The following is a 26,534-nucleotide window of genomic DNA, read 5'->3' on the forward strand; positions in this document are numbered from 1 at the left end:
TGACCATCGCCTCGGCGGTGGAGGAGCAGACCGCGACGACGAATGAGATGTCGCGGTCGGTGCAGGAGGCCGCCGGGGGGTCGACCGAGATCGCCGCCAGACCCGGGTCGCAGTCGACGAGCTGTCCCGGATGGCCTCCGACCTGCGCAGCGCCGTGGGCGCCTTCACCTACTGAGCACCGACCGGACAGGGCCAAAATCGCCCCTTGGCCCTGTTCGGATGAAATTCAGCCGACGAGGCGGACGACATCTCCGTACCTCACGAGAGCGCGGTCAGCAGTCAGCAGGACTGCACCTTCGGACCATGCCTGGGCGATCAGGAGCCGATCGAAGGGGTCACGGTGCACCGGTGGCAGGTGTTCCACAGCGGCCGCGTGCTCGTGGGTGACGCTGAGCCGCTGCAGCTGGAGTTCCTCGGCGGCACGGGCGACCCACGACCGGACGTCGGTACCAAGCTCCAGCTTGCCGAGGCTCCGCTTGATCGCGAGCTCCCAGCTGCTCGCGGCGGAGAGCAGTCGCTCCTCTGCATCGAGCAGGAGCTGTTGCGCCGACCCGAGTCGTCCAGGAGTGGAGGCCGCCCACAGCAGCACGTGGGTGTCGAGGAGAAGTCTCACGCCTCGAACGCCGCCTGCACGTCTTCTGGCAGCGGTGCGTCGAAGTCATCGGCCATTCGGATTCGACCACGGTCGAAACCCAGGTTCGGCCGGCTACGCGCGGGTCCGACCAGCCGGGCGACCACTCGCCCACGGTTGGTGATCTCCACCTCGGCACCGGCAGCGACCTGCTCCAGCAATCGAGAGAGATGCGTCTTCGCCTCGTGCACGCCGACCGACCTAGTCATCTCAGCTAGTCTAGTCACCGGCGTCGGCCGGAGGCCCTGACGGACGTCGGCTCCTTTCTACTCATAGTCCGGTGTCCATGGCTCTGAGTGAGTGACGCGCCTTCTTTACTCCCGGACTGTCCCGCGTCCGGGTGAGGGCCGCATGGCGCTTCGCGGCGGTCGCCTCCACGATGGGCGAACCACCCCCTTGGAGGCGACCGTGCCCTATTCCCTGGTCAGCGCCGCAACGCTCGGTTTCGACCTGGTCCGGCTGGCCGCCGGCGGGCAGGTCGCCGACGTCCTGTTGACGGCGCTGGCCGCCGACGTCGACACGCTGCACCGGTTGGCCGCCGCACACCCCGCATACGGCCGCACGCCCGCCGAGCGAGCCTCGCACGTCGTTCGCGCCCGCCGGGCCCACGAGCTCGCCGCGACCGGCGTTCCCCAGCTGCGGGACGTGCCGGACGCCGTCACCGGCGCCGAGATCCGCACCGCCCGGCTGGTGGCCCTGCTCGAACAGGGCACGATCGGTAACACCCCCGCGCTGGAGCGGCTGGTGCGTGAGGACGCGCTCGGCGCCGAGCACGCTGTCGCCCCGCTCCTGGACCCGGACGTACTCGGCCGGGCCGCCGACGTGCTGGCCGACGCGGCCACCGGCTGGTGGGCCGCCGACGCTCTCGAGCTACCGGTCCGCCGCGAACTCACCGCGCCCTACACCGCGGCCACGGCACTGGCCGCCCCGCCGCGACCCGACCTCGGCCCGGCCGCCGCCGGCATCGCCGAACTGCTGGGCGCCGTCCGCGGGCTCGACGAGGCCGGCCGCCTCCGCTGGCGCATCGCGGTGGACGCCGTCCGGGCCCAGCGTCGCCCCTGGGCCGCCGCCATGCACGGTGCCGCCTGGGCCGCGCACGTCTCCGGGCGCACCCGGACGCTGGCCGCCACCCAGCTGATGGCCGTGCAGGCGTTCACCGACGGCGGCCTCACTGCCCGCGACGGTGCCGAGGGTGTCTGGAACGCGCTGGCCGGCTGTGTGCAGGGGTTGGCCATGGCCGATCTGCTCGACGAGGCGTCGCTGGCCGTGCTCGGCGAGCCGTGGGCGCTCGTCACCGGGCGGCACCTGCCCGTCTGAGTCCCCCGCACGTCGGGCTCAACCCATCAGGGCCTGCTGCCGATAGGAGTGGTGAGCGGCCCACCGGCTGCGCACATCGGTAGCTGCGGGGGAACGCGCGTGGAGCCCATTCGGGTGATGGTGGTCGACGACTCCGTCGTCGTTCGGAAGATCGTGACCGACGTGCTGTCCCAGGACCCGATGATCACCGTGGTCGGGACGGCGCCGAACGGCCGCCTCGCGGTGGCGAAGCTCGACCAGCTCAAGCCCGACCTGGTCACCATGGACATCGAGATGCCGGACATGAACGGCATCGAGGCGGTGCGTGCCATCCGGGCCGGCGCGGGCGGGTCTGTGCGCAGCCGCGTGCCGATCATCATGTTCAGCACGCTGACCGAGCGGGGCGCCTCGGCGACCCTGGACGCGCTGTCCGCCGGCGCGAACGACTACGTCACCAAGCCGGCCAACGTCGGCAGTGTCGGCGAGTCGATGGAGAGCGTGCGCCAGCAACTCGTCCCCAAGATCAAGGCCCTCACCGGCCGCCCGCTCACCGGTGGCGCCCCGGCCCCGGCTACCGCCCCGGTCGCCCCCCGTCCGCCGGCGCCCCGCGTCCGGGCGCGCCAGGAGCCGGCCATCCTGGTCATCGGCTCCTCCACAGGCGGGCCCGAGGCGCTGACCAAGGTGCTGCCGCTACTGCCGGCCGCCCTGCCGGTGCCGGTGCTGCTGGTCCAGCACATGCCCCCGGTGTTCACCCGCCAGTTCGCCCAGCGGCTGGACCGGCTGTGTGCCCTCGAGGTCGTCGAGGCCGTCGCCGGCACCCCGCTGGCGCCGGGCACCGTGCACATCGCCCCCGGCGACTTCCACCTGACGGTGACGGGCACCGGCGGCGTCCGGCGCACCGCCCTGGACCAGGGGCCGGCGGAGAACTTCTGCCGGCCGGCCGTCGACGTCCTCTTCCGCTCCGCGGTCGCCGCCTACGACGGTGCCGTGCTCGGCGTGGTGCTCACCGGCATGGGGTCCGACGGGCGGATCGGCACCGGTCGGATCCGCGAGGCCGGCGGCACCGTCATCGCCCAGGACCAGGCCACCTCCGTCGTCTGGGGAATGCCCGGCGCCGTCACCCAGGCCGGTCACGCCGACGAGGTCCTGCCGCTCGGACGGGTCGCCGAGGCGATCAGCCGGCTGCTGCCCGTGGCCCGCCCCCTCGCCTCAGGAGCCCGACGATGACCCTGACGGCCACCAGCTTCGACTGGGTGCGCCAGCTGGTGCACAAGGAGAGCGCGATCGTCCTGCAGCCGGGCAAGGAGTACCTCGTCGAGGCCCGGCTGCTGCCGATGGCCCAGCAGCGGGGGCTCTCCGGGGTGAGCGAGCTGGTCGAGTCGGTGCGCGGCCGGCCCGACGCCGCGACCACCCGGCGCATCGTCGAGGCGCTCACCACCAACGAGACCTCCTGGTTCCGCGACGGCGACCCGTTCACCGCGCTGACGGGGACCGTGCTGCCCGCGCTGGTCGCCGCCCGGCGTCCCGAGGAGCGGCTGAACATCTGGTCGGCGGCCTGCTCCAGCGGCCAGGAGCCCTACACGATCGCCATGCTCGTGTCCGATGCCCTGCCCGACGCCGCCCGACGCGTCTCGATCACCGCGACCGACCTCTCGCGGGAGATGGTCGAGCGCACCCGCGCCGGCCGGTTCAGCCAGCTCGAGGTCAACCGTGGTCTGCCGGCATCGATGCTGGTCCGCCACTTCACCCGCGCCGGCAACGAGTGGGAGATCTCGCCTGCGCTGCGCCGGACGGTCACCGTCGCCGAGTGCAACCTCGCGGCACCGCTGCCGCGGATGGGGCCCTTCGACGTGGTCTACCTGCGCAACGTGCTCATCTACTTCGACCTGGCCACCAAGCAGGCCATCCTGCGTCGGGTCGCTGCGCTCATGCGCCCGGACGGCTGGCTGTTCCTGGGTGGCGCCGAGACCACTCTCGGCGTGGACGACAACTGGGAGCGGGTCGTCCTCGGCCGCGGCTCTGCCTACCGCCCTCGGAAGGGGAACTGACGTGCGAGCCCTGGTGATCGACGACTCCCGTGCCATGCGGCGCATCGTCGGCAGCATCCTGGAGGACTTCGGTTATGAGACCCGGCAGGCCGGCGACGGCCAGCAGGCCCTCGACGTGCTCGAGGAGGGCTACCTGCCCGACCTCGCCTGCGTCGACTGGAACATGCCGGTGATGGACGGGCTGCAGTTCGTCTCCGCCGTCCGGAGCAACCCCGCCTACCGGCAGGTGACGCTGATGATGGTCACCACCGAGAGCGAGACTAACCGGATCGTGCGGGCGCTGGCCGCCGGCGCGCACGAGTACATGATCAAGCCGTTCACCGCTGACGCGATGCGCGACAAGCTCGCCCTGCTCGGCCTGCTCCCCGTGGAGATGTGCCTGTGAGCGCCCCCGTGCAGGAGGCCATCACCACGATGGTCGACGCGGCCACCGTGCAGAGCATCGCCGACGACGTCTGGACCTCCCTGGTCGGCGACGGCGAGGTGCTCGTCCCGTTGCCGGTGCCGGCCACGGAGGTGACCGTGAGCGCCTGGGTGCAGATCACCGGGCCGTGGTGCGGTGCCGTCGTCGTCACCTGTGAGGAGGCGACCGCGGTCGCCCTCACCGAGTGCCTCCTCCGCGCCCGCCCCCCGGCCGTCATCGAGCCCGAGGACGTCGACGACGCCCTCGGCGAGCTCGCCAACGTGCTCGGCGGCAACGTGAAGTCGCTGCTGCGCGAGCCCTCCTCCCTCGGTCTGCCGCAGACCGGGCCCATCCCTCCGGCCTTCCGGCCGGACGACCTGTGCCGCGTCGACGCCCAGTGGCGTGGCCAGTCGCTGACCATCATCGTGCAGGGCGCCATCGGGACGCCGCACACCGAGCGGAACGAGGTGCCGCAGTGAAGATCCTGGTGACGGACGACAGTCGCGTGATGCGGCAGATCGTCATCCGAACCCTCCGTCAGGCCGGCTACGACGATCACGAGATCATCCAGGCCGAGGACGGCTGGGAGGCGCTGCAGATGGTCGGCGCCGAGAAGCCGGACCTGGTCCTCTCGGACTGGAACATGCCGGAGATGACCGGCATCGAGTGCCTGGAGGCGCTGCGCGCCGCCGGGTCACAGGTGCCCTTCGGCTTCGTGACCTCGGAGGGCTCCCCGGAGATGCGGGAGAAGGCAGCCAACGCCGGCGCCCTCTTCCTCATCGCCAAGCCGTTCACCGAGGAGAACTTCCGCGACGCGCTGGACGGGGTGCTCTCGTGACCGCCCCCCCTGCCCCGGCGATCCTGCCGGCCCCCAAGGACGTCCGCGACCTGCTGGAGGGCCTGCTCGGCAAGGACGTCACCGTGGCCCCCGGCGACCCGGTGTCGCTCAACGACGGCGCCGCGCTGGCCGTCTACGTCGACCCGCAGCTGTCCACCAACGCCATCTGCCTGATGGACGTGCCGCTGGCCGCCTGGTGCGCCGGTGCGCTGGCGCTGCTCCCGAAGGGCGGCCTGGAGGACGCCATCGAGGACGGCGAGCTGTCCGACATGCACCTGGAGGTGGTGTACGAGGTCGTCAACGTCGCCGCGGCGATGTTGAACGGCGGCGGCGTGACCCACTCGAAGCTGTACAAGCTGTATGCGCCGGGGGAGTCCGTGCCCGCGGACCTGGCCGGCCTGGCCGCCGGGTTCAACCGCATCGACCTCGACGTCGACGTGGCCGGCTACGGCAGGGGAGCGCTGTCCATCGTCGTCGCCTGACCGGGGCGGCCCCGGACGGCGGGGGTTTACGGCGTATGCGCCGCGATGGTGCACAGTGGTCGCATGACGACGACGGGCGGAGCTGCGCCCGCCGACCTGCTGGTGCGCGCCGTGGAGGGCATGGCCCGCCCGCTGTTCGTGCTGGACGCCGAGTGGCGGTTCAGCTACATGAACCCCGCCGGGGCGGCCCTGCTGGGCGAGACGGTCGACGCCGTGGTCGGGCGGGTCATCTGGGACAAGTACCCCGAGACGGTCGACAGCCCGTTCGAGCAGAACTACCGGCAGGTTGCCGAGACCGGTGCCCCGTCGAGCTTCGAGGCCTGGTTCGAGCCACTGCAGATCCGGTTCCAGGTCGATGCCTTCCGCACCGACGGCGGGCTGGTGGTCACCTACGACGACGTCACCGAGCGGCATCGGGTCGAGGAGGCCCGTGAGGAGGCGACCGAGGCCCGTGAGGCGGCGGCTGCGCGAGCGGAGGCCGCCGCCGCATCGGTCGAGCTGATCGGCCGGCACCTCATGCTGCTCGGCGACATCAGCCAGGCGATGACCTCGACCCTGGACCCGGACGAGGCGGTGCACCGCTTCGCCGGGCTCGTCGTCCCCACCCTCGCCGACATGTGCATGGTCACCGTGGTGGAAGACGGGCGCCGGCGGGATGTCGGCCGAGCGCACCGGGACCCGGGCATGGCTCCCGCGCTGCACCGCTACGCCGACCTGCGGTCGCGCACGAACCGGGCCACCGCCCCGGTGCCCACCTCGTTGCGGGAGGGCACGCCCGTGGTGATCCAGGAGCTCACCGACGTACAACTCCAGGGCATGGTCGGCGATCCCGAGGCGCTCGAGGCGGTGCAGGAACTGGCGCCCTCCGCGGTGGCCGTCTTCCCGCTGATCGCGCGCGACGAGCTGTTCGGCGCGCTCACCCTGGTCAACGGGAGCGGACGGGGGCGGTTCACCGACCTGGAGCTGCGCACGGCGGCCGTGGCTTCCTACCGGGCCGCCCTGGCCCTGGACAACGCCCGGCTGGCGACCGCGCAGGGCCAGGTGGCCGAGCGATTGCAGCGCAGCCTGCTGTCGGCGCCGGTCCAGCCCGACCACCTGGAGCTGGCCGTGCGCTACCGGCCGGCGACCAGGGGCATCTCCATCGGGGGTGACTGGTACGACGCGTTCCTCCAGCCCGACGGGTCCACCGTGCTCGTGATCGGCGACGTGATGGGCCACGACCTCGAAGCCGCGGCGGCGATGGCACAGCTGAAGACGCTGGTCCGGGCGATCGCCTACGACCGGCAGGACGAGCCGGCCGGGGTGCTCCGCCGGGTGGACCTGGCCGTTGTCGGCCTGGGCGCCGAGACGCTGGCCACCGCCCTGGTGGCCCGGGTCGAGCAGGACCTGGGCGACGCGGTCACCGGCGTCCGCCGGCTGCGCTGGGCCACCGCCGGTCATCCGATGCCGCTGCTCCTGCTGCCCGACGGGACGGTCGCGGACCTGGACTGCCCGGTCGGCCCGCCGCTGGGTATCGGCTGGCGTGGGCCGCGCACCGGCGGTGTGGTCGTGCTGCCGGCCGGCAGCACGCTGCTGCTGTTCACCGACGGTCTCTTCGAACGCCGGACGTCCGACCTCGACGCCGGCCGGGACCGGTTGCGCACCCTGGCGGCCGAGCTGGCCGGGCAGTCGCTCGAGGCGCTGTGCGACGGGTTGCTCGCCGGGATGCTGGGCGGCGACGGCGCCGAGGACGACGTCGCGGTGCTCGCCGTCCGTGCGCACCCGGAGGGCGCCCGGCGTCCGGTGGAGGCCGGGCCGCAGCTGGTGCCGGCCGTCCGGCCGATCACCGGCTGAGCCTCATCGACTCAGCAGGGACCGCACGGCGCCGACGACGGCAGCTACGCCCGGCTCGGACCACAGGATCGAGTAGTGGTCGGTGCCGGGCACCTCGCCGGCGGCAACGCCGGCGTCGGCCAGGCCCATCCCGGCCAGCCGTACCTCGTCGTAGAGGCCTGGCGGGTCGCCCATCATGCCGCGGGGCGCCCAGAGCAGGGTGGTCGGCACCGGGAAGTCGGTGGTCGCCTCGAGGACCAGTTCGTTGTCCAGCAGGTCGGCGCCGTCCATTCGCACCGCCTCCCGGACGACGGCGCTGCGCAGCTCCGGCGGGCTGCCGGTCACGTCGCGCGCCAGGTGTGCGGCGACCGCGGGGGAGTCGACCCAGGCACCGACCGCCGGGTGGTCGGCCCAGAAGGCGCGGACGGCGGCGAGGTCGGGGAAGGTCCGGTCCAGCCGGGCCAGCGAGGGGCCCAGGACGGCGGCCAGCGCGGCGTCGACGTCGGCGGCCGGTGGCACGGCCAGCGGCAGCCCGCCGTCGACGAGGACCAGCCCGTGCACGAGGTCGCGGGCCTGTCCGGCGGTGGCCAGTGCGGCGACGAAGCCGCCCATCGAATGCCCCACCAGCACGGTGACTTGCGCGCCGTCGTTCCCGTCGGCCCCGAAGTGCTGCAGCAGCGCGGTCACGTCCGCGGCGTGGGCGGACAGGCCGTAGGGCCCGGGCAGGCCGGCACTGTGCGCCCGGCCGCGCAGGTCGGGGGCGACCACCTCGCACTCCCCGGCCAGTGCGGCGGCGACGGGCGCCCAGGTCAGGGCGTTGGCGGTGATCCCGTGCAGCAGCACCACCAGCGGGGCGCCGGGGGCGTCGGCCGCCCAGTACAGGGCCGCCAGGTCTCCGCCGGCCACCGGAACGGTGATCTCCTCGGGACTGCGGGTGTCGTCGTCGCTGGTCATGGGCTCCACCCTGCCCTCAGGCCAGGTCGATCGCGAAGGCGACGAGGAAACCGACGGTGGTGATCAAGCCGGTCCAGGCGTGGGTGTTCTCGAAGGCCTCCGGGATCATCGTGTCCGCGATCATGGTCAGGATCGCGCCGGCGGCAACCGCCGTGATGACCGCGATCACCTCCGGGGGTGCCGAGCCGAGTGCGACGTAGCCGATCAGCGCCGAGAGCCCGCTGAGGACGGCGATCGTCGTCCAGACGCCGAAGACGTAGGCCGCCGACCGGCCGTTGCGCTTCATGCCGGCCGCGCTGGACAGGCCCTCGGGCACGTTGGAGATGAAGACCGCGGCCAGCACCGGGAAGCTGACCGCGCCGCCGCCGATCAGGCCCACGCCGAGGACGACGGACTCCGGGATGCCGTCCAGCAGGGCGCCGATCGCGATCGCCGCCCCACTTCCGGACTTCTCCTGCTCCGAGGGCTGCTGGTCCCCCGACCGCTTGCGGTGCCGGGCCCCGTGGCGGGCCAAAACCAGGTTGGCCGCCAGGTAGACCGCCGCGCCGCCGAGGAAGCCGACGGCCGTGGGCAGCAGGCCGCCGGTCTGTGCGGCCTCCTCCATCAGGTCGAAGGCCACCGCGGAGATGAGGACGCCCGAGCCGAAGGCCATCACCGAGGCGACCACCTTGCGGGGAACCCGGGCGAACCAGGCCACCGCCGCGCCGATGACCAGCGCACCACCCCCCAGCAGGCCCCACAGTCCCGCCTGCAGCCACGTGGGCACGGTCACCTCCCGGTAGGGGCCCTGATGCGGTCCCGACTGGACGACTGTTGCCCTTCTGCAACAGTCCGGTAAACGTGCCTCAGTCGGCGTGACTGAGCAGGTACCGGCCGAAGTGCGGGACGGTGAAGGCGATCTGCCCGCGCTCGGCCGAGTAGACCAGGCCCTTCTTGATCAGCGAATCCCGGGCCGGGGAGAGCGACGCGGGCTTGCGGCCCAGCGACACCGCGACGTCCGAGGTGCCCACTGCGGCGCCGGCCGGGCCGCCGAGTTCGGCCATGGCGTGCATGTACTCCCGCTCGGCGGGGGTGGCCCGGTCGTAGCGGGAGCCGAAGAACCCCACGGCCAACTCGGCCTCGGCGGCGGGTGCGGCCATCGCCACGTCAGCGGCGGTGATGGGGGAGGAGGCGGCGACGTCCCAGGTGACCTTGCCGTAGGCCTGCACGAAGTAGGGATAGCCGTCGGCGGCCGCGTACAGGGCGTCCAGGGCGGCGGCGTCGAACGCGACGCCCTCCCGCTCGGCCGGCGCCAGCAGCGCCCGGTCGGCGGCGACCCGGTCCAGTCGGTCGATGCGCAGGTACCGGAACAGCCGCTCGGAGTAGCTCTTGGAGGCGCTCAGCACGGCCGGCAGGTGGGGGAGCCCGGCGCCGACCACGATGAGGGGCGCGCCCTGCTGGGAGAGCTCGTGGCAGGCGGCGCAGATCGCCGACACGTCGTCGGGCTGCACGTCCTGCATCTCGTCGATGAACAGCGCGACGCCGCTGCCCACGTCCGCGGCGACCCCGGCGGCATCGCTGAGCAGTTCGACCAGGTCGATCTCCATGTCCCCGGAGTCCGCCCGGCCGGTGGCGGCCGGCACGTCGATGCCCGGCTGCCAGCGGTCGCGCACCTTGGCGTCCGCCGTCTGCCGTAGCGCGAAGGCCTTGAGGACGGCGAGCACCTGCTCCATCGACTCCTGGTCGCGGTGCCTGGGTCCGAGCTCGCGCAGTGCCATGTGCAGGGCAGCCGAGAGCGGACGGCGCAGCGACTGGTCGGGCCGCGCCTCGATCTTCCCGGTGCCCCAGCCGCGCGAGATGGCCTGGGACCGCAGCTGGTTGAGCAGCACGGTCTTGCCCACGCCGCGCAGCCCGGTGAGCACCAGGGAGCGCTCCGGCCGGCCGTGGGCGATCCGCTCCAGGACGACGTCGAACGCGGAGAGCTCGGTGTCCCGGCCGGCCAGTTCGGGCGGTCGCTGGCCGGCGCCGGGGGCGTACGGGTTCCGCACGGGGTCCATGTCGAGCAGGATATCGGGCGCTCTAGAGCAGTCGGTAGACGCCGCTAGAAGGGCCTAGTGCGGGCATGTCGAGCGGCGTCTGTGGTTCTCTACTCCGCCTGCTAGATCGCGCCAGAGAAGCCTCGACACATGCAGAGCGCCGCTCGGCTGCCCGGTGATCTCGGCGATCAGATCGAAGTCCTTGTCCACGTGGACGACGGTCGGTCCGGCCAGCTCTGCAGTGGCGAGCGTCAAGAAGATTCTGCCCGCATCTAGCCGCGACCCGAGAGAGGGCTAGACGCGGCGAGACGGGGAACGAGGTGATCACCGGCGCTACCGTGCGCGGGTGAACACGATCGTCAAATTCGCGCTCCGCGTCGTCGTCCTGGCCGTGATCATGTACGTGGTGACCCGGCTGATCAGCGGCATCACCGTGGACGCTGCCGGCACCACGGCCGACCGGGCGGGCACCTACCTGTGGGTGGCCCTCCTGTTCGCCGTGGTCAACTCCGTGCTCGGGCCGGTGATCCGGCTGCTGTCGCTGCCGTTCGTGCTGCTCACCCTGGGTCTGTTCCTGCTGGTGATCAACGCGGCGCTGCTGGGCATCACCGCGGCGATCTCCGAGCGGTTCAACGTCGACGGGTTCTGGTCGGCGGTCGCGGGCGGCTTCCTCATCGCCCTGTTCAGCTGGATCGCCGAGCTGCTGCTGCCGCTCAAGGTCCGCAGCAGCTGAGCCCCGCATGACGGGTGCGACTCGGGTCACTAGCGTGACCCGCATGGCCTTGCTCGGTTCTGCTCCGTCCGTCGACGCCCCGGACGGTGGGCCCGACCGGCTGGTCGAGCTGCCCGCCGACATGCCGGTCGACATGGCCTCGCTGGAGGCCGCCCAGGAGGAGAAGCGCCAGCTGCTGGACCGGGCCGCCGCGGCCGCCCAGCGCCAGCTGCCCGGCGGCGGCGAGCTGCCGGCGGGCATTCAGTCCGCCGACCTGCCGGCCCTGCTGCACCGCTTCTTCGGTGGCGAGCCGGCCGCCGAGGTCGTCGGGCGCGACCCCGCCGAGCTCGCCCGGCTCGCGCTGGGCCACCTGCGCCTGGCCGCGTCGCGGCCGCAGGGCTCGGCCACCCTGGAGGTGCACCGGCGCGACGACGGCGTCGCGGTGCTGCGGGTGGTCACCGACGACATGCCGTTCCTGGTCGACTCGGTCACCGCCGAGGTGGTCCGCCAGGGCGTCGTCCTGGACCACGTCGTCCACCCGGTGGTGGTGGTCCGCCGGGACGTCGCCGGCCGGCTGCTCGCCTTCTGCGACAGCACCGACGCCGGGGCCTGCGGGGCCGACGCGCTTCCCGAGTCGTGGATGGCCGTGGTCCTGGACGGCCCGGTCGACGAGGAGGCCGCCGGTGACCTGCTGACCGGGCTGCGCACCGTGCTCGGCGACGTCCGCGCCGTGCACGAGGATGCCGACCGGCTCACTGCCCGGGCCCGCGAGCTCGCCGCTGCGCTGGACCAGCTCCCGGTCCGGGCTGCCGACCCGGGCGCCGACCCGCACCCCGTCGCCGATCCCCACGAGGCCGCCGACCTGCTGCGCTGGCTCGCTGAGGGCAACTTCGTCTTCCTCGGCGCCCGCTCGGTCGACCTCGTCCCCTCGGGCTCCGCGGCGGTGCCCGGCTCCGGGCTCGGCGTGTTGCGCAGCGACACCGACCCCGGCACGCCCGTCGTCCCGGCCGGCCTGGCCGCCCCCGACGTCGTCGCCGCCCAGCGGATCGTGGTCACGAAGGGCGACGCCCGCTCGACCGTGCACCGCCCCGCCTGGCTGGACGTGGTCGCGGTGACCCTCTCCGGGGCGGGGGAGGGCGGTCGCGACCGGCAGCACCGGCTGGTGGGGCTCTTCCCCACCGAGGCCTACTCGAGCAGCGTCCGCGACGTGCCACTGGTGCGGCGCACGGCCGCGGCCGTGCTGGCCCGTTCCGGGGTGCCGGCCGACAGCCACTCGGGCAAGGAGCTGCTCGACGTTCTGGAGACCTATCCCCGCGACGAGCTGCTGCAGATCGGGATCGACGAGCTGTTGCCCGTCGCGCTGGCCGTGCTGCACCTGCGGGAACGGCGGCAGACCCGGCTGTTCCTGCGCCGCGACCCGTTCGGCCGGTTCTTCTCCGCGCTGGTCTACCTGCCTCGCGACCGGTACACGACCCAGGTGCGGCTGGCCATGCAGCAGCTGCTGCTGGAGCGGCTGGGCGGCACCAGCGTCGAGTACACGGTGCGGTCCAGTGAGTCGGTGCTCACCCGGCTGCACTTCGTCGTCCGGGTGCCGGTGAGTCGCAGCGAGGGCCCCACGCTGCCCGACGTCGACGTCCCGGCGCTGGAGACGGCGCTGGCCGACGCGGCCCGCAGCTGGACCGACGAGCTGGCCGACGCCCTCGTCGCCCGGCACGACGGGGAGGCCCAGCGGCTGCTGGCCCGCGCCGCGGACGCCTTCCCCGCCGCCTACCAGGAGGACTTCCCGGCCGAGCGGGCCGTCGAGGACCTCATCCGGCTGGACCGGCTGACGCCCGGGGACGTCGACCTGCGGCTGTGGACGCCGCGCGACGTGTCGGCGGGCACCCGCCGGCTGACCGTCTACCGGGTGGGGGAGCGGCTGCTGCTGTCCGACGTGCTCCCGGTGTTCCAGCACATGGGCGTGGACGTCGTCGACGAGCGGCCCTACGAGATCGACCGGATCGGCGCGCCGCTGGCCTGGGTGTACGACTTCGGGCTGGCCGCGCCGGGCGGGGACGTGCCGTTCCCGGGCAGCCTGGCGGAGCGGTTCACCAACGCGATCACCGCCGTCTGGACCGGCCTGGCCGAGGACGACGGCCTCAACGCGCTGGTGCTGCTGGCCGGGCTGAACTGGCGGCAGGTCGCCGTCGTGCGGGCCTACGTGCAGTGGCTGCGCCAGGGCGGCCTGTCCTTCGGCTCGCGTTACGTCGAGGAGACGCTGGCCGCCCACCCCGACGTCGTCGCCCGGCTGATCGCGCTGTTCGAGACCCGCTTCCACCCCGACCGGACGACCGGCCGCGCCGAGCGGGAGGCCGAGCTGGTCGGGTCGCTGACCCGGGCGATCGGCTCGGTCGACTCCCTGGACGCTGACCGGGTGCTGTCCTCGCTGCTGGCCGCTGTCCGGGCCACGCTGCGGACGACCGCCTACACCGCCGGGGTGTTCTCCGACCTGCCGCTGGCGATCAAGCTGGACCCGCACGCCGTCCCCGACCTGCCCGAGCCCCGGCCGGCCCGGGAGGTGTGGGTGAGCTCGCCGCGGGTGGTGGGCATCCACCTGCGGTTCGGCGCGGTCGCCCGCGGGGGCCTGCGGTGGAGCGACCGGCGCGAGGACCTGCGCACCGAGGTGCTCGGGCTGGTGAAGGCGCAGACGGTGAAGAACGTCGTCATCGTGCCGACCGGCGCCAAGGGCGGCTTCGTCGTCCTCGACCCGTCCGATGACGGGCAGGCCTGCTACAAGCTCTTCATCGGCGCGCTGCTGTCGCTGACCGACAACCTGGTCGACGGCGACGTCGTCCCGCCGCAGCGGGTCGTTCGGCACGACGGCGACGACACCTACCTGGTGGTCGCCGCGGACAAGGGGACGGCGACCTTCTCCGACCTGGCCAACTCGGTGGCCATCGAGCGCGGGTACTGGCTGGGTGACGCCTTCGCCTCCGGCGGGTCGGTCGGCTACGACCACAAGGCGATGGGCATCACCGCCCGCGGCGCGTGGGAGTCGGTCACCCGGCACTTCCGGGAGCTCGGCGTCGACGTGCAGAGCCAGGAGGTCACCGTCGTCGGCATCGGCGACATGTCCGGCGACGTGTTCGGCAACGGGATGCTCCTGTCGGAGCACCTGCGCCTGGTCGCGGCCTTCGACCACCGGCACGTCTTCGTCGACCCCACGCCGGACGCCGCGACGTCCTACGCGGAGCGGTTGCGGCTGTTCGAGCTGCCCCGCTCGTCGTGGGCCGACTACGACAGCGCGCTGATCAGCGCCGGCGGAGGGGTGTGGCCGCGGACGGCGAAGTCGGTGCCGGTGTCGGCCCCGATGCGCACCGCCCTCCGGCTGGCCGACGACGTCGAGGCGCTGAGCCCGGCCGAGCTGGTGCACGCGGTGCTGCTGGCGCCGGTCGACCTGCTGTTCAACGGCGGTATCGGGACCTACGTCAAGGCCGAGACCGAGAGCCACCTGGACGTCGGGGACAAGGCCAACGACGCGGTGCGCGTGGACGGCCGGCAGCTGCGGGTCCGGGTGGTCGGCGAGGGCGGCAACCTGGGGATGACGCAGCGCGGCCGGGTGGAGTTCGCGCTGTCCGGCGGCCGGGTGAACACCGACGCGATCGACAACTCCGCCGGCGTGGACACCTCCGACCACGAGGTCAACATCAAGATCGCGCTGAACCGGGTGGTGGACGAGGGCCGGCTGGACGCCGTCAGCCGGGCCCGGCTGCTGGTCGAGATGTCCGACGAGGTGGCCGCGGCGGTGCTCGCCGACAACTACGCGCAGAACGCCGCCCTGGCCGGCGAGGCCGCGTCGGCGCGCAGCCTGCTCGACGCCCACCAGCGGTACCTGCTGGCCCTGGAGCGGGGTGGCCGGCTGGACCGGGCGGTGGAGGCGTTGCCCGACGACCGGGCGCTCGCCGAGCGACGCCGGAACTCCCAGGCGCTCACCTCGCCGGAGCTGTCCGTGCTGCTGGCCTACGCGAAGATCGAGGTCGGCGACGCGCTGCTGGCCTCCGGGCTGCCCGACGACGCCGCGTTGGCCGGATTGCTCACCGACTACTTCCCCGCTCCGCTGCGGCGGCGCTTCCCGGCCGCGCTGACCGGGCACCCGCTGCGCCGCGAGATCGTGGCGACGGCGCTGAGCAACCGGTCGGTCAACACCGCCGGGGTGACCGGGCTGTTCCGGCTGGGCGAGGAGACCGGCGCACCGCTGGTGACCGTGGTGCGGGCCCACGCGGTGGCCCGGGCGGTCTTCGACGTGGACCGGCTGTGGGACTCCCCCCGCGAGCTGGACAACCGGGTGCCGGCCGCCGTCCAGGTGCAGCTGCGCACCGAGGCCACCCGGCTGGCCGAGCGGGCGGCCCGGTGGCTGCTGCAGGCGCCCGAGCTCGTCGCCGAGCCGGCCGCCTCCCTCGCCGCCGTGACGGACCGGTTCGCGGGTCCCGTGGCGGCGGTCCGGGCCGGGCTGCCCGGCTGGCTGCTGGGCGCCGACGCCCGGGCCTACGCCGACCGCTCGGCCGAGCTGCAGGTGGCCGGGGTACCGGCGGCGCTGGCCGCGGAGATGGCCGCCGCGCCGCTGCTGCCGGTCGCGCTGGACCTGACGGTGGTCAGTGAGACCACCGGAGCGCCGATCGCGCTCGCCGGCCAGGTGTCGCAGTGCGTGGCCGAGCGGCTGAGCCTGGTGCCGCTGCGGGAGCTGCTCATCGCACTGCCCCAGGACCGCCGCTGGCCGGCCATGGCGCGGGCCTCGCTGCGCGACGACCTGGCCGCCGAGCAGGCCGCGCTCACCGCCGACGTGCTGGCCCTCCGCGCGGGGGACGACGATCCGGCGGCGGCTCTGGTGGAGCAGTGGGCCGCCGTCTGGGACACCGGCCAGCAGCGCGCGGCGACCCAGCTGGCCGAGCTGGCCGCCGGCGACCGGCACGAGCTGGCCGAACTGCTGGTCGCCGTCCGCACGCTGCGGGGCCTGCGCCGCCGGGGCTGAGGAGTCGGGGCGCAGTGCGCCGGAACGAATTGGTCAATGCGCTGCCGCCATTCCCGACGTCAAGGTGATCACGTCCATGGCGGAGCAGACCACGATCGCTTCGGCGGTCGAGGAGCAGACGGCGACCACCAACGAGATGGCCCGCAACGTGGCCGAGGCGGCGACCGGGTCGGCCGGGATCGCCCTCACGATCACCGGGGTGACGCAGGTGGTGGAGGAGACCACCAGCGGTGCCGGGAACACCTCCCAGGCGGCCGAGGACCACTCCCGCATGGCCGGTGAGCTGGAGGGCCTGGCGGGTCAGTTCACGATCTGCTCGCGCGGACGCGGCGGGCGGACCGTGCATGGCCGCCCGCCGCTGCGGGCACCCCCGCAGCATGAAGACCGTCGTCATCGCCGTGCTGGGTGGCCTGCTGACACTCGCCGGGATCGGGCTGCTCGTGCTGCCCGGCCCCGGCTTCGTGCTCGTGGCCGCCGGGCTGGCGGTGCTGGCCACCCGGTTCTCGTGGGCCAAGAAGCCGCTGGACTACGCCAAGGACAAGGCGGAGCAGGGGATCGAGGAGGTCGGCAAGAGCCCGTGGCGAGCTGCCGGCGCCGTCCTGGCCGCCCTGGCGCTCGTCGTGGTGGGTGGGCTGGCGCTGGCCGGGGTGGACCTGCCGTTCGTGAACACGCTCAGCGCCGTCGTCCTCATCCTCTCTGGGCTGTTCCTGGTCGGAACCGTCGTCTTCGCCCGCCGTCAGGAGCGGCTCGAAGCCGCCAAGGCGGACCGCCCGGCCGGTGTCCCCGGTGAGGGCGGTGCCTACCGCGTCTAGCGCAACCGCAGCACCCGGGCGTCCCAGGGGGCCAGCCGGGGGAGCTCGGGCTCGGCGGCGGGGTCGGGTCCGGTGAGGTTGCCCAGCACCAGCTCGGCGCCGGCCGCCTCCGGCAGCAGCTCGTCGAGCGGGTACGGCGTGCCGCTCAGGTTGCACACCACCAGCAGGGTCTCGCCGTCCAGCGCGCGCGTGAAGGCGTACACGTCGTCGTGCTCGGGCAGCAGCATGGCGAAGTCGCCCAGCTGGACGGTCCGGGACGAGTGCCGCAACGCGATCAGCGCTTTGTGGTGGGCGAGCACCGACCGGGGGTCGTCGCGCTGCGCGGCGGCGTTCCACTCGCGAGAGTCGGGGTTGACCGCGATCCACGGCGTCCCGGTGGTGAAGCCGGCGTGCTCGGTGGCGTCCCACTGCACCGGCGTGCGGGCGTTGTCCCGGCTGACCGGCCGGATCGCCGCCAGCACCGCGTCCGGGTCCTCGCCGGCCGCGACCGCCTGGGCGTGGTGGTTGAGCGACTCGACGTCGCGGAGGTCGGCCAGCGTCGGGAACGGCGCGTTGGCCATGCCCAGCTCCTCGCCCTGGTAGACGTACGGCGTCCCGCGGTGCAGATGCAGCAGCGTGGCCAGGCAGGTGGCGGAGTCGCGGCGGTGCGCCGGACTGTCGTCGCCGAAGCGGGACACCGCCCGCGGCTGGTCGTGGTTGTCCCAGTACAGGGAGTTCCACCCGACGTCGGCGAGCCCGGCCTGCCAGCGCCCGAAGGAGGCCTTCAGGTCGCGCAGGCGCAGCGGCCGGGAGTGCCACTTGTCGCCGTCGAAGTCCAGCCCGACGTGCTCGAACTGGAACACCATGTCCACCTCGGCGCGGGCCGGGTCGGTGAACAGCCGGGCCTGCTCGACGGTCACGCCGGGCATCTCGCCCACCGTCAGCAGCCGGTCCTCCCGACCCGCGAAGACATCGGCGTGCATCTCCTGCAGGAACTCGTGGATCCGCGGGCCGCAGAGGTAGGACGCCGACCCGTCGCCCCAGCTGCCGCCGGGCAGCGGCGGCCCGTCATGCAGGCCGCCGCCGTCCGCGGTGACGTCCTTGGAGATCATGTTGATGACGTCCATCCGGAAGCCGTCGACCCCGCGGTCCAGCCACCAGCGCATCATCGCGTAGACGGCCTGGCGGACCTGCGGGTTCTCCCAGTTCAGGTCCGGCTGCTCGCGGGCGAACAGGTGCAGGTAGTACTCGCCGGAGGCACCGTCGAGCTCCCAGGTCGGCCCGGAGAAGAACGAGTGCCAGTTGGTCGGCTCGGCACCGGGGTTGCCCGCCGCCAGGCCGGCCCGCGGCGGCCGCCACCAGTACCAGTCCCGCTTGGGGTTCGTGGTGCTGGACCGGGATTCCAGGAACCACGGATGCTGGTCGCTGGTGTGGTTGACCACCAGGTCCATCACCAGCTTCATGCCTCGGTCGTGCAGCTCGGCGAGCAGCGCGTCGAACTCCTCGAGCGTGCCGAAGACGGGGTCGATGGCCTGGTAGTCGCTGATGTCGTAGCCGTTGTCGGCCTGCGGGGAGGCGTAGACCGGCGAGAGCCACACGACGTCCACGCCGAGGTCGGCCAGGTGGTCCAGCCGCTGGCGGATGCCACCCAGGTCCCCGATCCCGTCGCCGTCGGAGTCCTGGAAGGACCGCGGGTACACCTGGTAGACCACGGCGCTGGTCCACCAGGGGGTCCCGGTCATCGTTGTGTCCCGGTCACCGCTGTGCTGGTCGGTCCAGGTCAGGGCGCTGGCGGCCGAAGCCGGTGGCCTGCTCGAATGCGTGCCCGACCTCCAGGACCCGCCGGTCCGCGCGCGGGGCGCCGATGACCTGCAGGCCGACCGGCAGCCCGTCGGGCGTGAACCCGCCGGGCAGCGACAGGGCGGGGCAGCCGGTCGCCGAGATCAGGGTGCAGGAACGCATCCACTCCAGGTAGTCGTCCTGGGGGACGCCGGCGATCTCGGTCGGATACTCGACCTCCACGGGGAAGGGCAGGACCTGCGTCGTCGGCGCCAGCAGGACGTCGAAGCGCTCGAAGAACCCCACCACGCGTTCGTACAGCTCCGTGTGCAGCTGTTCGGCCCGGGCGAGGTCGACGCCGGTGAGCTTCGCCCCCAGCTCGGCGTTCCAGCGGATGGACTCCTTGACCTTCTCCGGCGAGCGCCGGGAGAGCTCTCCGAACGACGCCTCGAACAGCCATGCCCGCAGCGTTCCGAACACCTCGTCGGCACCGGACAGGTCGGGGCACGCCTCATCCACCGTGGCCCCGAGCGACTCGAACACCCCCACGGACGACGCGAGCACCGAGGTGATCGCGGGGTCCACCGTCACCTGCCCGCCCAGATCGGGGGCCCAGGCCACCCGCAGTCCGGCCAGCTCGGTAGGCAGCGGGGCGGCGAAGCCGGCCGGGCCGTCGCCCAGCGAGATCGGCACCCGGGGGTCCGGGCCGGCCAGCGCGGACATCAGCAGCGCGACGTCGCCGACGGTCCGGCCCAACGGCCCCTGGACCGACAGCTGCGACCAGCCCATGGCCGCCGGGTACGTCGGCACCCGCCCCGGCGTGGGGCGCAGGCCGACGACATTGCAGAACGCCGCCGGGTTGCGCAGCGAGCCGCCCATGTCGCTGCCCTCGGCCAAAGGCACCAGGCCGGCGGCGAGCGCGGCGGCGGCGCCACCGGAGGACCCGCCGGCCGACAGGCCGTGCCGGTACGGGTTGTGGGTCGCGCCGAAGAGGGTGTTGAAGGTGTGCGACCCGGCCGCGAACTCCGGCACGTTGGTCTTGCCGATCCGGATGGCGCCGGCGGCCTTGAGTCGGGCCACCACCAGCTCGTCGCGCGCCGGGACGGTGTCGGCGTGCAGCGGAGAGCCCCACGTCGTCCGCATGCCGCCGGTGGCGTGGGTGTCCTTGTGCGCGACGGGCAGGCCGTGCAGCGGGCCGACGTCCTCGCCGGCCGCGAGCGCGGCATCCGCGGCGTCCGCGGCGGCGCGCGCCCCTTCGGCATCCAGGGTGACGATCGCGTTCAACGCCGGATTGAGCCGCTCGATCCGGTCGAGGTGGGCCTCCAGGAGCTCGCGGGCCGATACCTCACGGGCGCGGACGAGCGCGGCCAGTTCGGTCGCCGGGCGGGTGCAGAGGTCCTCGACGCTGCTCATCCGGCGACCGTAGTCCGAACGCGTCAGACCACGAGGGTGAGCCGGCGGCCGCCGTCATGTTCCACGTGCAACCCCGCACGGCGCAGCAGGGCGCGCAGCCGGACGACGGTGTCCGGCTCGGCGGTCGTGGTGGCCAGCAGCCGGGCCAGCCGGCCCTTGTGCGCCTTGTTGAAGTGGCTGACCACGGCACGGGTACCGTCCGGCCGCTCACTCAGCACCTGCACGGAGATGGCCTCGGGCACCGGGGCGAGGTCGGCGTAGGCGCCCGAGCGCAGGTCGACCACCAGCTCGCCGGTCGCGCCGAGGGCCGGGCTCAGCACCGGCCTCCACAGTGTTCGCAGCGACGGCAGCCCGGGCAGCGCCGACCCGGCGGACAACCGGTAGGCCGGGATGGGGTCCTCCGCCCGGACGACGCCGAACAGCGCCGACCCGATGGCCAGCCGCCCGGCGGCGCGGCGGCGCTGGGGGCGGGTGAGGGAAGCGACGTCCAGCGCGTCGTAGAGGACGCCGGTGTAGCGCTCGATCGCCGGCAGTGTCGGGCTGGTGCGCAGCGCCGCGTTCCGGGCGACCTCGTCGTCCTTGGCGGCCGAGAGGCCGAGCACCGCCCGGGCGGCAGGGACGTCGACGGCCAGCTCGATCAGCGCGTCGACCAGCCGCGCGCGGATCGGCGTCAGCTGCGGGGTGCTGAGCGAACCGAGGTCGAGCGGGGCGCCCGTGCCACCGGGATGCTTGGTCTCGGACGGGGGGAGCAGGACGAGCACGGAGGGCAACGGTAGGTCGTCCCCGGCGACCGGGATGTGCCCGGGTGCCCGCGCCACCAGCGCGAACCGGTGCCCGGTGATCTAACGTGCACGACCATGGTGCTCGTTCTGGACTCTGCGGCGGTCTCCACGACCGGCCCCCGTCCGGACAACCAGGACTCTGCCTGCGCGGCACCGCTGCTGATCGCCCTGGCCGACGGGGTGGGTGGCAACGTCGGCGGCGCGGTGGCGTCCTCCCTGGTGGTGAACTGGCTGGCTCCGCTGGGCACCGGGCGGGCGGTGTCCGGCGCCTCCGGGGCCGGACCCAGCGATCTGGTCCGAGTGGTGACCGGGGCCAACGAGCGGATCCGGGCGGCCTACACCGAACGCCCGCGGCTGCGGAGTATGGCCACCACGATGACCGCGGTCTACGCCGACGGTGAGGGGCTGCTGCTGGCCCACATCGGCGACTCCCGCGGATATCAGCTGCGGGAGGGAATGCTGGTCCAGCTGAGCACCGACCACACGCTGGTGCAGGCGATGATCGACGCGGGCGAGCTCACCGTCGAGGAGGCCCGGGTGCACCCGCAGCGGTCGGCGGTCTACGCGGCGCTGCACGGTGGGGACGACGACCTCGGCGGACTGGACCTGCTACGGCTGGACGCGCAGCCCGGCGACCGGCTGATGGTCTGCTCCGATGGGCTCTCCGACGTCGTCCGGCCCGACCGGATCGGTCAGCTGCTGGCCGGCGCACCGGCGCCGGCCGAGGCGGCGGCCGCCCTGCGCGACGCCGCCCTGGCCGGTCCTCCCACCGACAACATCACCGTGGTCGTCGCGGATGTCCGGGCGGCCGACCCGGCAGACCCGCAGCCACGCCTGGTGAAGCCGTACACGGTGGGGGCGGCGGTGGACTTCCGGGAGGAGACCGCCGAGGCGCTCGAGGCGCTGTGGCCCGGGCGGGTGCCGGCCGCCCAGCCACGCCGGCGGAGCAGTCTCTTCCGTTAGCGGGCGGTCAGGCGGCTCGCCTCCGCACGACGTCCCGGTGGGCCATCAGCGCCCACACAACGTGGTGCAGGTCCATCCGCTCCCCGTCCGTGGGCAGGGCGGCGGGCAGCGTGCCGGCCGCGGGGAGGAGGTCGTCCAGCACGGCATCGTCCGCTCCGGCGGTTCCGCGGAACCGCCGGGGGACGAGGGACAGCACGCGGTTCGACTCGGCCGGGCCCCACAACCGCCGACCGTCGGGCGACGTTGCCACCAGCACACCGCCTGGCCGGGTGAGGACCAGGTCGAGGTCGTGCACCAGGCCGTGGTCGACGTCGCAGAGCAGCACCATGTTGGACACGTCGGTGCGACCACCGGACAGCCAGTGCCGCAGGTGGTGGGCGTGCAGGCGCTCGATCCGTGTCTCGTCGCAGCCTGGCCGGGCGCAGCCACCATCGCGGACCAACAGGGCGCGCCGCTGGGCGCGGGTCGCGTAGCGCCGGGCCCGGCCCTGCGCGAGCACCTGCCCGCTCTCGGTGAGGACGACCGTGAGGGCGGCGTCGCAGGCCAGCCGGCGGGCCTGCGACGGGCTGATCGCCGGACCGCCCTCCAGGTGGGCGCGACCGGCCGCCTCGTCGTCGGCGAGCACCGCGGCGTCCACGACAACCACCACCTCGCGTCGCGGTGGGTCACCGGCCCGTCGATCGGCGTCCGCGGCCGCCACCGCCAGCTGGGTCAGTGCGCGGCAGCGGCGTTCGGTCATCACGCCGAGGGGCACCACCTCGGGATCGGCGCACGTCGCGCCGCCGCCGGGATCGGTGGCCGCGCGTTTCGTCGCCGCCCGGTCGCGGCGGGCTTCCCGCTCGGCGAGGGACTCGATCGCGGCGAGGAAGTCGGTGCCCTGCTCGGGGGCCATCCGCAGCCGGATCGACACCATGCCGTCCTCGTCGAACGACCACGAGAAGAGTCGCCGGTCGGTGATGCGCCCGGCGTCGACGTCGTCGGCCCGACGCCAGGCCCGCACCGTCCGTTCGACCTGGGAGGCGGTGGCATGCCGGGCGAACTCCACCAGCTCGGCCTCGGTGGCGGGTTCGGCGACCCGGGTGAGGGCGCGCACCTTGGAGTAGGACAGCTCGCCGCCGGCGAACGCCTCCTCGATGACCGGCAGCTTCCGCAGCGCCCGGGCGACGCGCGCATGCTGCCGGGCGGTGCCCGGTGTGAGGCCGCACTGCCAGGCGAGCCAGTGGGCGCAGGAGGTGATGCCCACCCCGGCCCAGCCTTCGCGCTCGTCGAAGTCGGCGACCAGACGCAGCCAGGCCGCCGTGGCCGCGGCCAGCCGGACGGCGCCGCCGCGGATGCGGTCGGCCAGGTGGTCCAGCGGCTCGGCCGGCGTGCCGTCGGGAGGCGGGGCCGCGTCGGGGCGCGTCGCTTCGATCATGCGTTCGACGCTATCGGGAGGTTCTGACAGTTCCGGAGGTCAGCGGCGTGCGTGGCTCGGGTCCTTCCGGCGCCGACGGTTCCGCGGAACCGTCGGCGGGTTCAGGCCGTGACCGTCCGGATGCTGTCGAAGTGCTCCTGGACGTGGTGGATGAGCACGGTCTGGATGACCTGTTCCGCCGTGAGGTCGGCGCCGGCCGGCTCGAACCGCGCGGAACGGCTCAGCTCGTCGTCTGTGAGTCCTCGCACGAACAGCGACGCCGCCGAACCGAAGGTCGTGAGGCGCTCGGCCACGTCCGGCCGGCTGCAGCGGGCGTTCTTTTCGCGAGGTGAGACCACGATAGGTGCGCGGGGCTGGTCAGCCGAGAGTTGCGCCGCGGCCTGCCGCCGCCTGTGCGCGTCGTCTACAGCGCGCTCAGCGAACACACCGGGCGGTGCCGGCTAGCGACGAGGAGCTGCTCAGTCCCCGAGCTCGACGACGACCGGGGCGTGGTCGCTGGCGCCCTTGCCCTTCCGCTCCTCGCGGTCTACCAGCCCGTTTGTCACTCGGCGCTGCAGCGCGGGGGAGCCGAGCACGAAGTCGATCCGCATGCCTTCGCGGCGGGGGAAGCGCAGCTGGGTGTAGTCCCAAGGGTATCGGGGGTGCTCGCTGACCAGCTGGTACAGGGCCATCCCACCTGTGGCCTGCATGTATACGTCTCAGCCGATCAGTTCCAATCTCGGTCAATCAGGGTCTTGCGTGCCCCCGATGTGCCCCGAAGAGGGATTCGGAGGTCGCCGCTCCTGCTCCCGGCTGACGGAACGAAACCGGCATCGGCCTCAGCAGTGCCCGGTCAGCAACAACAGGGGCTGCCCCCGCTCGTCCTCCCATCGGCCGACTGTCCACTCGACATCGCCGGTAGGGCGAGGCTCTTGGGAGGTGACGTGGACGCGGACCGCACGCCACTGCTGCGCGGCGTCGGCTGCGTCAAACCACTCGAGTTGCCCGCCGGCCCAGTAGTAGAGAACCAGCGGCGCTCCGGCGGCAATGGGGTCATCGCCCTCGCGCCGCTTGGTCCGCGTCGTGCGCCTGGAGAAGCGTCGTGAGTCCGGCGCGGTCAGCTGTCCCCCCAGGACCTCGTCCCACCGCTGGTCGCTTAGTTGCACTCGCACCGGACCATGGTGCCGCACCGGAGGGCGGTACAGCTCAGCAGTTCCGGTCGAACTGATCCGCAGTGTTCGACAACCTGCGGTGATCGTTGACAGGCGCCCCCGACCTGCAGTTTTGTGGTTGAGAACCGCTGGCCTATGACGGTCGGGATTGGGCGGTTCGCGGAGCTTCTGCGGACTGAACTCGTGATCGGAACGCAGCTGAGGTCGTCCTGCCGCCGTCGACGCCGCCTCGCAGCCGGCCGAGGATGCCGGCTGCAGTGGGTCGCCGGAAGGGCGCTGCGCGTTCCTTCGGGATGGGCCTACGGCCCCACCCTTCCCCGACCCGCTGCAGCCGGAGGGAGCCGGTTGTGCGGGAGCGGCCAGGAGTGTGGGCGAGCGCCGCGGCGTCTGGCCGCACCGGCTCTCTGGTGGTGGCGCGCGCGGGCTGTGGTGGGCGGTGCGGGTCAGCGGTGGTGTGCGCGTGTAGGCGTGCCACTGGGCTCACCCCAGGGCGTGTCTGTTATGGCGTAGCCAGATGAGAATCCCCTTCGCGACGACGAGCGTGGCCGTGTCTCGACTCCTGCGATGGCTGAAGCCCCAGCGCTGTCAACAGGAGGCCGGGGGTTCGCCGAAGGCTTGGGTCACAGCCGTGACGCCACCGCCGTCCTGGACGTCACCCGAGCCAGCGTCGCCATCGAGAGGGCTCGGGTTCACGCGCTGGCTCCTCGCCCAGCGCGCGGGCAGCCTCGGCGACGTCGTCCGCGGTGAGCGTCGTTACGTCGGCACGGTCGAGCGCATCCACACTCCGGTCCTCGTCGCGCGTCAGCCGCAGCGCCTGGCGGTTGAGCGCCTGCTCGAACAGCGTGCGGGCGAAGCGCGCGTTGCCGGACTCCTCACCAGGGCGGAGACCACCGAGGATACGGCGGAGCGTCGCTTCGGCGCCAGGCTCCAGCGCGTACTCGTGCTGGGCCAGGATGATCGCAAAGATCGCCTCGAGTTCGTCCGTCGAGTAGTCGGGGAACCTGACCTCGCGAGCGAACCGGGAGCGGAGGCCAGGGTTCGAGAGCAGGAACGACTCCATCAGGCGGGGGTAGCCGGCCACGATCACCACCAGGCGATGGCGGTGATCCTCCATGCGCTTGAGCAGGACCTCGACCGCCTCGGGCCCGAAGTCGAGCCGGCCGTCGCCCTCCGGCGCCAGCGAGTAGGCCTCGTCGATGAACAGAACGCCGTCGAGTGCCCGGCGGATCACGCGGTCGGTCTTGATCGCGGTCGCACCGACGTACTGCCCGACCAGAGCGGCCCGATCGACCTCCACCAGGTGGCCCTTCTGCAGCAAGCCGACCGCCCGGTACATCTCGGCCAGGAGCCGCGCCACCGTGGTCTTGCCCGTGCCCGGGTTTCCGAGGAACACGAGGTGCTGGGACGTCGCCACCTCGGGCAGGCCGTGCGCCTTGCGGCGCGCCTGCACCTGCAAGAAGGCCACGAGCGCCTGCACCTGCTCCTTCACCGTCTCCAGCCCAACGAGCCCATCGAGCTCCGCCTGCACCGCCGAGAGCGGCCGAGCCGGCCCGGGGCGGCCGCCGAAGAGGTCGCTCACCAGGTCGTCCACGCCCCGCAGACCGGGCCGCGGAAGTTGGTCGCCCAGGCGACCGACAGTCTCACGCAGGTCATCGAGTGGCTTGCGGTTGGAAGCCATGCCGGGAGCCTAGCCTCGATCTTCCGTGATCTTGATGCGGAGCATGATCATCGGCTTCTGGTCCCGTGTGGGCGTCAGGATGGCATTGGGGTGTGACGGATCGGCCGATGTCGCTCGGGTGGGCGCCGGTTCCACAGGCCGGTGGGTGTCCTTCGGGTCGTCGGGTCAGGTCGCCGGGGGTCAGCCGGAGGCGGCTGCCGGGGCGGCGAGCACCGCGGTGGCGTCGCGGAGTCGTGCAAGCCCGTCGCGGACCAGCGCGGCCCAGGGGTGGTGTTCGGCCAGGTGCAGGATCCGTCGGCGTCCGGTGCGGGCCAGCGTCGCCGGGGTGGTGAACAGGCGGGTGCGCAGCCGCTTGGGTTCCCAC

At 73.1% G+C, this 26,534-nt stretch carries 26 protein-coding genes and 2 pseudogenes; 13 read left to right on the plus strand and 15 right to left on the minus strand.

Annotated features, from left to right (window positions below; translation table 11 throughout):
- Positions 1-175 (plus strand): annotated as a pseudogene (locus BLW04_RS28775) (methyl-accepting chemotaxis protein); the annotation flags it as partial.
- A gap of 51 nt (positions 176-226) precedes the next feature.
- On the opposite strand, the gene BLW04_RS20915 reads toward BLW04_RS28775, so the two are convergent.
- Complete coding sequence (locus tag BLW04_RS20915) at positions 227-613, minus strand: type II toxin-antitoxin system VapC family toxin (RefSeq protein WP_091546958.1); 387 nt, start codon at positions 611-613, stop codon at positions 227-229.
- Positions 610-822, minus strand: a complete 213-nt coding sequence (locus BLW04_RS20920) for a type II toxin-antitoxin system Phd/YefM family antitoxin (RefSeq protein ID WP_254781838.1) — start codon at positions 820-822, stop codon at positions 610-612. The genes BLW04_RS20915 and BLW04_RS20920 overlap by 4 nt, the downstream gene beginning before the upstream one ends.
- Positions 823-1,039: 217 nt before the next feature.
- Here BLW04_RS20920 and BLW04_RS20925 point away from each other — a divergent pair, with 217 nt between their 5' ends.
- The 8 genes from BLW04_RS20925 (at position 1,040) to BLW04_RS20960 (ending at position 7,531) form a co-directional block, all read left to right on the plus strand.
- Positions 1,040-1,948 carry a hypothetical protein gene (locus tag BLW04_RS20925; RefSeq protein WP_091547032.1) on the plus strand — a complete coding sequence of 303 codons (909 nt, stop codon included), beginning with the start codon at positions 1,040-1,042 and terminating at the stop codon, positions 1,946-1,948.
- A gap of 99 nt (positions 1,949-2,047) precedes the next feature.
- Positions 2,048-3,154 carry a protein-glutamate methylesterase/protein-glutamine glutaminase gene (locus BLW04_RS20930; RefSeq protein WP_091546965.1) on the plus strand — a complete coding sequence of 369 codons (1,107 nt, stop codon included), beginning with the start codon at positions 2,048-2,050 and terminating at the stop codon, positions 3,152-3,154.
- Positions 3,151-3,975 carry a CheR family methyltransferase gene (locus BLW04_RS20935; RefSeq protein WP_091546975.1) on the plus strand — a complete coding sequence of 275 codons (825 nt, stop codon included), beginning with the start codon at positions 3,151-3,153 and terminating at the stop codon, positions 3,973-3,975. The genes BLW04_RS20930 and BLW04_RS20935 overlap by 4 nt, the downstream gene beginning before the upstream one ends.
- Before the next feature lies 1 nt (position 3,976).
- On the plus strand, positions 3,977-4,360 hold the full coding sequence (locus BLW04_RS20940) for a response regulator (RefSeq protein ID WP_091546980.1): 384 nt from the start codon (positions 3,977-3,979) through the stop codon (positions 4,358-4,360).
- On the plus strand, positions 4,357-4,857 hold the full coding sequence (locus tag BLW04_RS20945; RefSeq protein WP_254781839.1) for a chemotaxis protein CheX: 501 nt from the start codon (positions 4,357-4,359) through the stop codon (positions 4,855-4,857). The genes BLW04_RS20940 and BLW04_RS20945 overlap by 4 nt, the downstream gene beginning before the upstream one ends.
- Complete coding sequence (locus tag BLW04_RS20950; protein ID WP_091546982.1) at positions 4,854-5,216, plus strand: response regulator; 363 nt, start codon at positions 4,854-4,856, stop codon at positions 5,214-5,216. The genes BLW04_RS20945 and BLW04_RS20950 overlap by 4 nt, the downstream gene beginning before the upstream one ends.
- Entirely contained in the window at positions 5,213-5,698 is a 486-nt protein-coding gene (locus BLW04_RS20955) for a hypothetical protein (RefSeq protein ID WP_091546986.1), read from the plus strand. Before BLW04_RS20950 ends, BLW04_RS20955 begins: the two co-directional genes overlap by 4 nt.
- A gap of 63 nt (positions 5,699-5,761) precedes the next feature.
- Positions 5,762-7,531, plus strand: coding sequence for a SpoIIE family protein phosphatase (locus BLW04_RS20960; RefSeq protein WP_175484187.1), 1,770 nt, complete (start codon positions 5,762-5,764; stop codon positions 7,529-7,531).
- A gap of 3 nt (positions 7,532-7,534) precedes the next feature.
- Here BLW04_RS20960 and BLW04_RS20965 read toward each other — a convergent pair whose 3' ends face one another.
- The 3 genes from BLW04_RS20965 to BLW04_RS20975 form a co-directional block, all read right to left on the minus strand.
- Positions 7,535-8,464, minus strand: coding sequence for an alpha/beta hydrolase (locus tag BLW04_RS20965; RefSeq protein ID WP_091546994.1), 930 nt, complete (start codon positions 8,462-8,464; stop codon positions 7,535-7,537).
- A 16-nt stretch (positions 8,465-8,480) separates the two neighbouring features.
- Positions 8,481-9,230 carry a ZIP family metal transporter gene (locus BLW04_RS20970; RefSeq protein WP_091547037.1) on the minus strand — a complete coding sequence of 250 codons (750 nt, stop codon included), beginning with the start codon at positions 9,228-9,230 and terminating at the stop codon, positions 8,481-8,483.
- A 79-nt stretch (positions 9,231-9,309) separates the two neighbouring features.
- Entirely contained in the window at positions 9,310-10,500 is a 1,191-nt protein-coding gene (locus BLW04_RS20975) for an ATP-binding protein (protein ID WP_091546997.1), read from the minus strand.
- Between the two features lie 325 nt (positions 10,501-10,825).
- Between BLW04_RS20975 and BLW04_RS20980 the strand changes: the two genes are divergently transcribed.
- Complete coding sequence (locus BLW04_RS20980; protein ID WP_254781840.1) at positions 10,826-11,212, plus strand: phage holin family protein; 387 nt, start codon at positions 10,826-10,828, stop codon at positions 11,210-11,212.
- 43 nt (positions 11,213-11,255) lie between these two features.
- Positions 11,256-16,199, plus strand: coding sequence for an NAD-glutamate dehydrogenase (locus tag BLW04_RS20985; RefSeq protein ID WP_091547001.1), 4,944 nt, complete (start codon positions 11,256-11,258; stop codon positions 16,197-16,199).
- 33 nt (positions 16,200-16,232) lie between these two features.
- Here the strand turns inward: BLW04_RS20985 and BLW04_RS20990 are convergent, their stop codons facing one another.
- On the minus strand, positions 16,233-16,472 hold the full coding sequence (locus BLW04_RS20990) for a hypothetical protein (RefSeq protein WP_091547004.1): 240 nt from the start codon (positions 16,470-16,472) through the stop codon (positions 16,233-16,235).
- Positions 16,473-16,576: 104 nt separating this feature from the next.
- Here BLW04_RS20990 and BLW04_RS20995 point away from each other — a divergent pair, with 104 nt between their 5' ends.
- The gene (locus BLW04_RS20995; RefSeq protein WP_091547044.1) at positions 16,577-17,011 is read left to right on the plus strand and encodes a PGPGW domain-containing protein; all 435 of its coding nucleotides are present in this window, start codon (positions 16,577-16,579) and stop codon (positions 17,009-17,011) included.
- Here the strand turns inward: BLW04_RS20995 and BLW04_RS21000 are convergent.
- From BLW04_RS21000 to yaaA, 3 genes are read right to left on the minus strand one after another with little or no spacing between them, the layout of a single operon-like run.
- Positions 17,008-18,732 (minus strand): glycoside hydrolase family 13 protein, encoded by a 1,725-nt coding sequence (locus tag BLW04_RS21000; protein ID WP_091547007.1) that lies wholly within the window; start codon positions 18,730-18,732, stop codon positions 17,008-17,010. The two genes, BLW04_RS20995 and BLW04_RS21000, sit on opposite strands and share 4 nt — an antisense overlap.
- A gap of 13 nt (positions 18,733-18,745) precedes the next feature.
- Positions 18,746-20,182, minus strand: coding sequence for an amidase (locus BLW04_RS21005; RefSeq protein WP_091547009.1), 1,437 nt, complete (start codon positions 20,180-20,182; stop codon positions 18,746-18,748).
- Positions 20,183-20,205: 23 nt separating this feature from the next.
- A complete protein-coding gene (gene yaaA, locus BLW04_RS21010; RefSeq protein WP_091547013.1) occupies positions 20,206-20,943 on the minus strand; it encodes a peroxide stress protein YaaA in 738 nt (245 codons plus the stop codon).
- Positions 20,944-21,039: 96 nt separating this feature from the next.
- On the opposite strand from yaaA, the gene BLW04_RS21015 reads away from it, so the two are divergent.
- Positions 21,040-21,927 (plus strand): PP2C family protein-serine/threonine phosphatase, encoded by an 888-nt coding sequence (locus BLW04_RS21015; protein ID WP_091547016.1) that lies wholly within the window; start codon positions 21,040-21,042, stop codon positions 21,925-21,927.
- Positions 21,928-21,934: 7 nt separating this feature from the next.
- Here the strand turns inward: BLW04_RS21015 and BLW04_RS21020 are convergent, their stop codons facing one another.
- The 6 genes and pseudogenes from BLW04_RS21020 to BLW04_RS21045 form a co-directional block, all read right to left on the minus strand.
- Complete coding sequence (locus tag BLW04_RS21020; protein WP_091547020.1) at positions 21,935-23,341, minus strand: HNH endonuclease signature motif containing protein; 1,407 nt, start codon at positions 23,339-23,341, stop codon at positions 21,935-21,937.
- Positions 23,342-23,442: 101 nt separating this feature from the next.
- On the minus strand, positions 23,443-23,634 hold the full coding sequence (locus tag BLW04_RS21025; protein ID WP_091547022.1) for a hypothetical protein: 192 nt from the start codon (positions 23,632-23,634) through the stop codon (positions 23,443-23,445).
- A 165-nt stretch (positions 23,635-23,799) separates the two neighbouring features.
- Positions 23,800-24,012 carry an exonuclease/endonuclease/phosphatase family protein gene (locus tag BLW04_RS21030; RefSeq protein WP_254781841.1) on the minus strand — a complete coding sequence of 71 codons (213 nt, stop codon included), beginning with the start codon at positions 24,010-24,012 and terminating at the stop codon, positions 23,800-23,802.
- Positions 24,013-24,159: 147 nt separating this feature from the next.
- Positions 24,160-24,492, minus strand: coding sequence for a hypothetical protein (locus tag BLW04_RS21035; protein WP_139306950.1), 333 nt, complete (start codon positions 24,490-24,492; stop codon positions 24,160-24,162).
- A 652-nt stretch (positions 24,493-25,144) separates the two neighbouring features.
- Positions 25,145-26,020 carry an AAA family ATPase gene (locus BLW04_RS21040; protein ID WP_254781842.1) on the minus strand — a complete coding sequence of 292 codons (876 nt, stop codon included), beginning with the start codon at positions 26,018-26,020 and terminating at the stop codon, positions 25,145-25,147.
- 330 nt (positions 26,021-26,350) lie between these two features.
- Positions 26,351-26,534: pseudogene (locus tag BLW04_RS21045) on the minus strand (IS1380 family transposase); the annotation flags it as partial.

The sequence above is a fragment of the Modestobacter sp. DSM 44400 genome (assembly GCF_900107175.1).
In the GTDB taxonomy this organism is placed as follows: Bacteria; Actinomycetota; Actinomycetes; order Mycobacteriales; family Geodermatophilaceae; genus Modestobacter.

Excerpts from the sequence above, each read along its gene's own strand:
- BLW04_RS20975 (WP_091546997.1), bottom strand. The coding sequence starts at position 10,500 with ATGGACCCCGTGCGGAACCCGTACGCCCCCGGCGCCGGCCAGCGACCG.
- BLW04_RS21030 (WP_254781841.1), bottom strand. The coding sequence starts at position 24,012 with ATGGCCCTGTACCAGCTGGTCAGCGAGCACCCCCGATACCCTTGGGAC.
- BLW04_RS21015 (WP_091547016.1), top strand. The coding sequence starts at position 21,040 with ATGGTGCTCGTTCTGGACTCTGCGGCGGTCTCCACGACCGGCCCCCGT.
- BLW04_RS20935 (WP_091546975.1), top strand. The coding sequence starts at position 3,151 with ATGACCCTGACGGCCACCAGCTTCGACTGGGTGCGCCAGCTGGTGCAC.
- BLW04_RS20960 (WP_175484187.1), top strand. The coding sequence starts at position 5,762 with ATGACGACGACGGGCGGAGCTGCGCCCGCCGACCTGCTGGTGCGCGCC.
- BLW04_RS20995 (WP_091547044.1), top strand. The coding sequence starts at position 16,577 with ATGAAGACCGTCGTCATCGCCGTGCTGGGTGGCCTGCTGACACTCGCC.
- BLW04_RS21000 (WP_091547007.1), bottom strand. The coding sequence starts at position 18,732 with ATGACCGGGACCCCCTGGTGGACCAGCGCCGTGGTCTACCAGGTGTAC.
- BLW04_RS21020 (WP_091547020.1), bottom strand. The coding sequence starts at position 23,341 with ATGATCGAAGCGACGCGCCCCGACGCGGCCCCGCCTCCCGACGGCACG.
- BLW04_RS20990 (WP_091547004.1), bottom strand. The coding sequence starts at position 16,472 with ATGCGGGAGTGGTCCTCGGCCGCCTGGGAGGTGTTCCCGGCACCGCTG.
- BLW04_RS20985 (WP_091547001.1), top strand. The coding sequence starts at position 11,256 with ATGGCCTTGCTCGGTTCTGCTCCGTCCGTCGACGCCCCGGACGGTGGG.
- BLW04_RS21005 (WP_091547009.1), bottom strand. The coding sequence starts at position 20,182 with ATGAGCAGCGTCGAGGACCTCTGCACCCGCCCGGCGACCGAACTGGCC.
- BLW04_RS20965 (WP_091546994.1), bottom strand. The coding sequence starts at position 8,464 with ATGACCAGCGACGACGACACCCGCAGTCCCGAGGAGATCACCGTTCCG.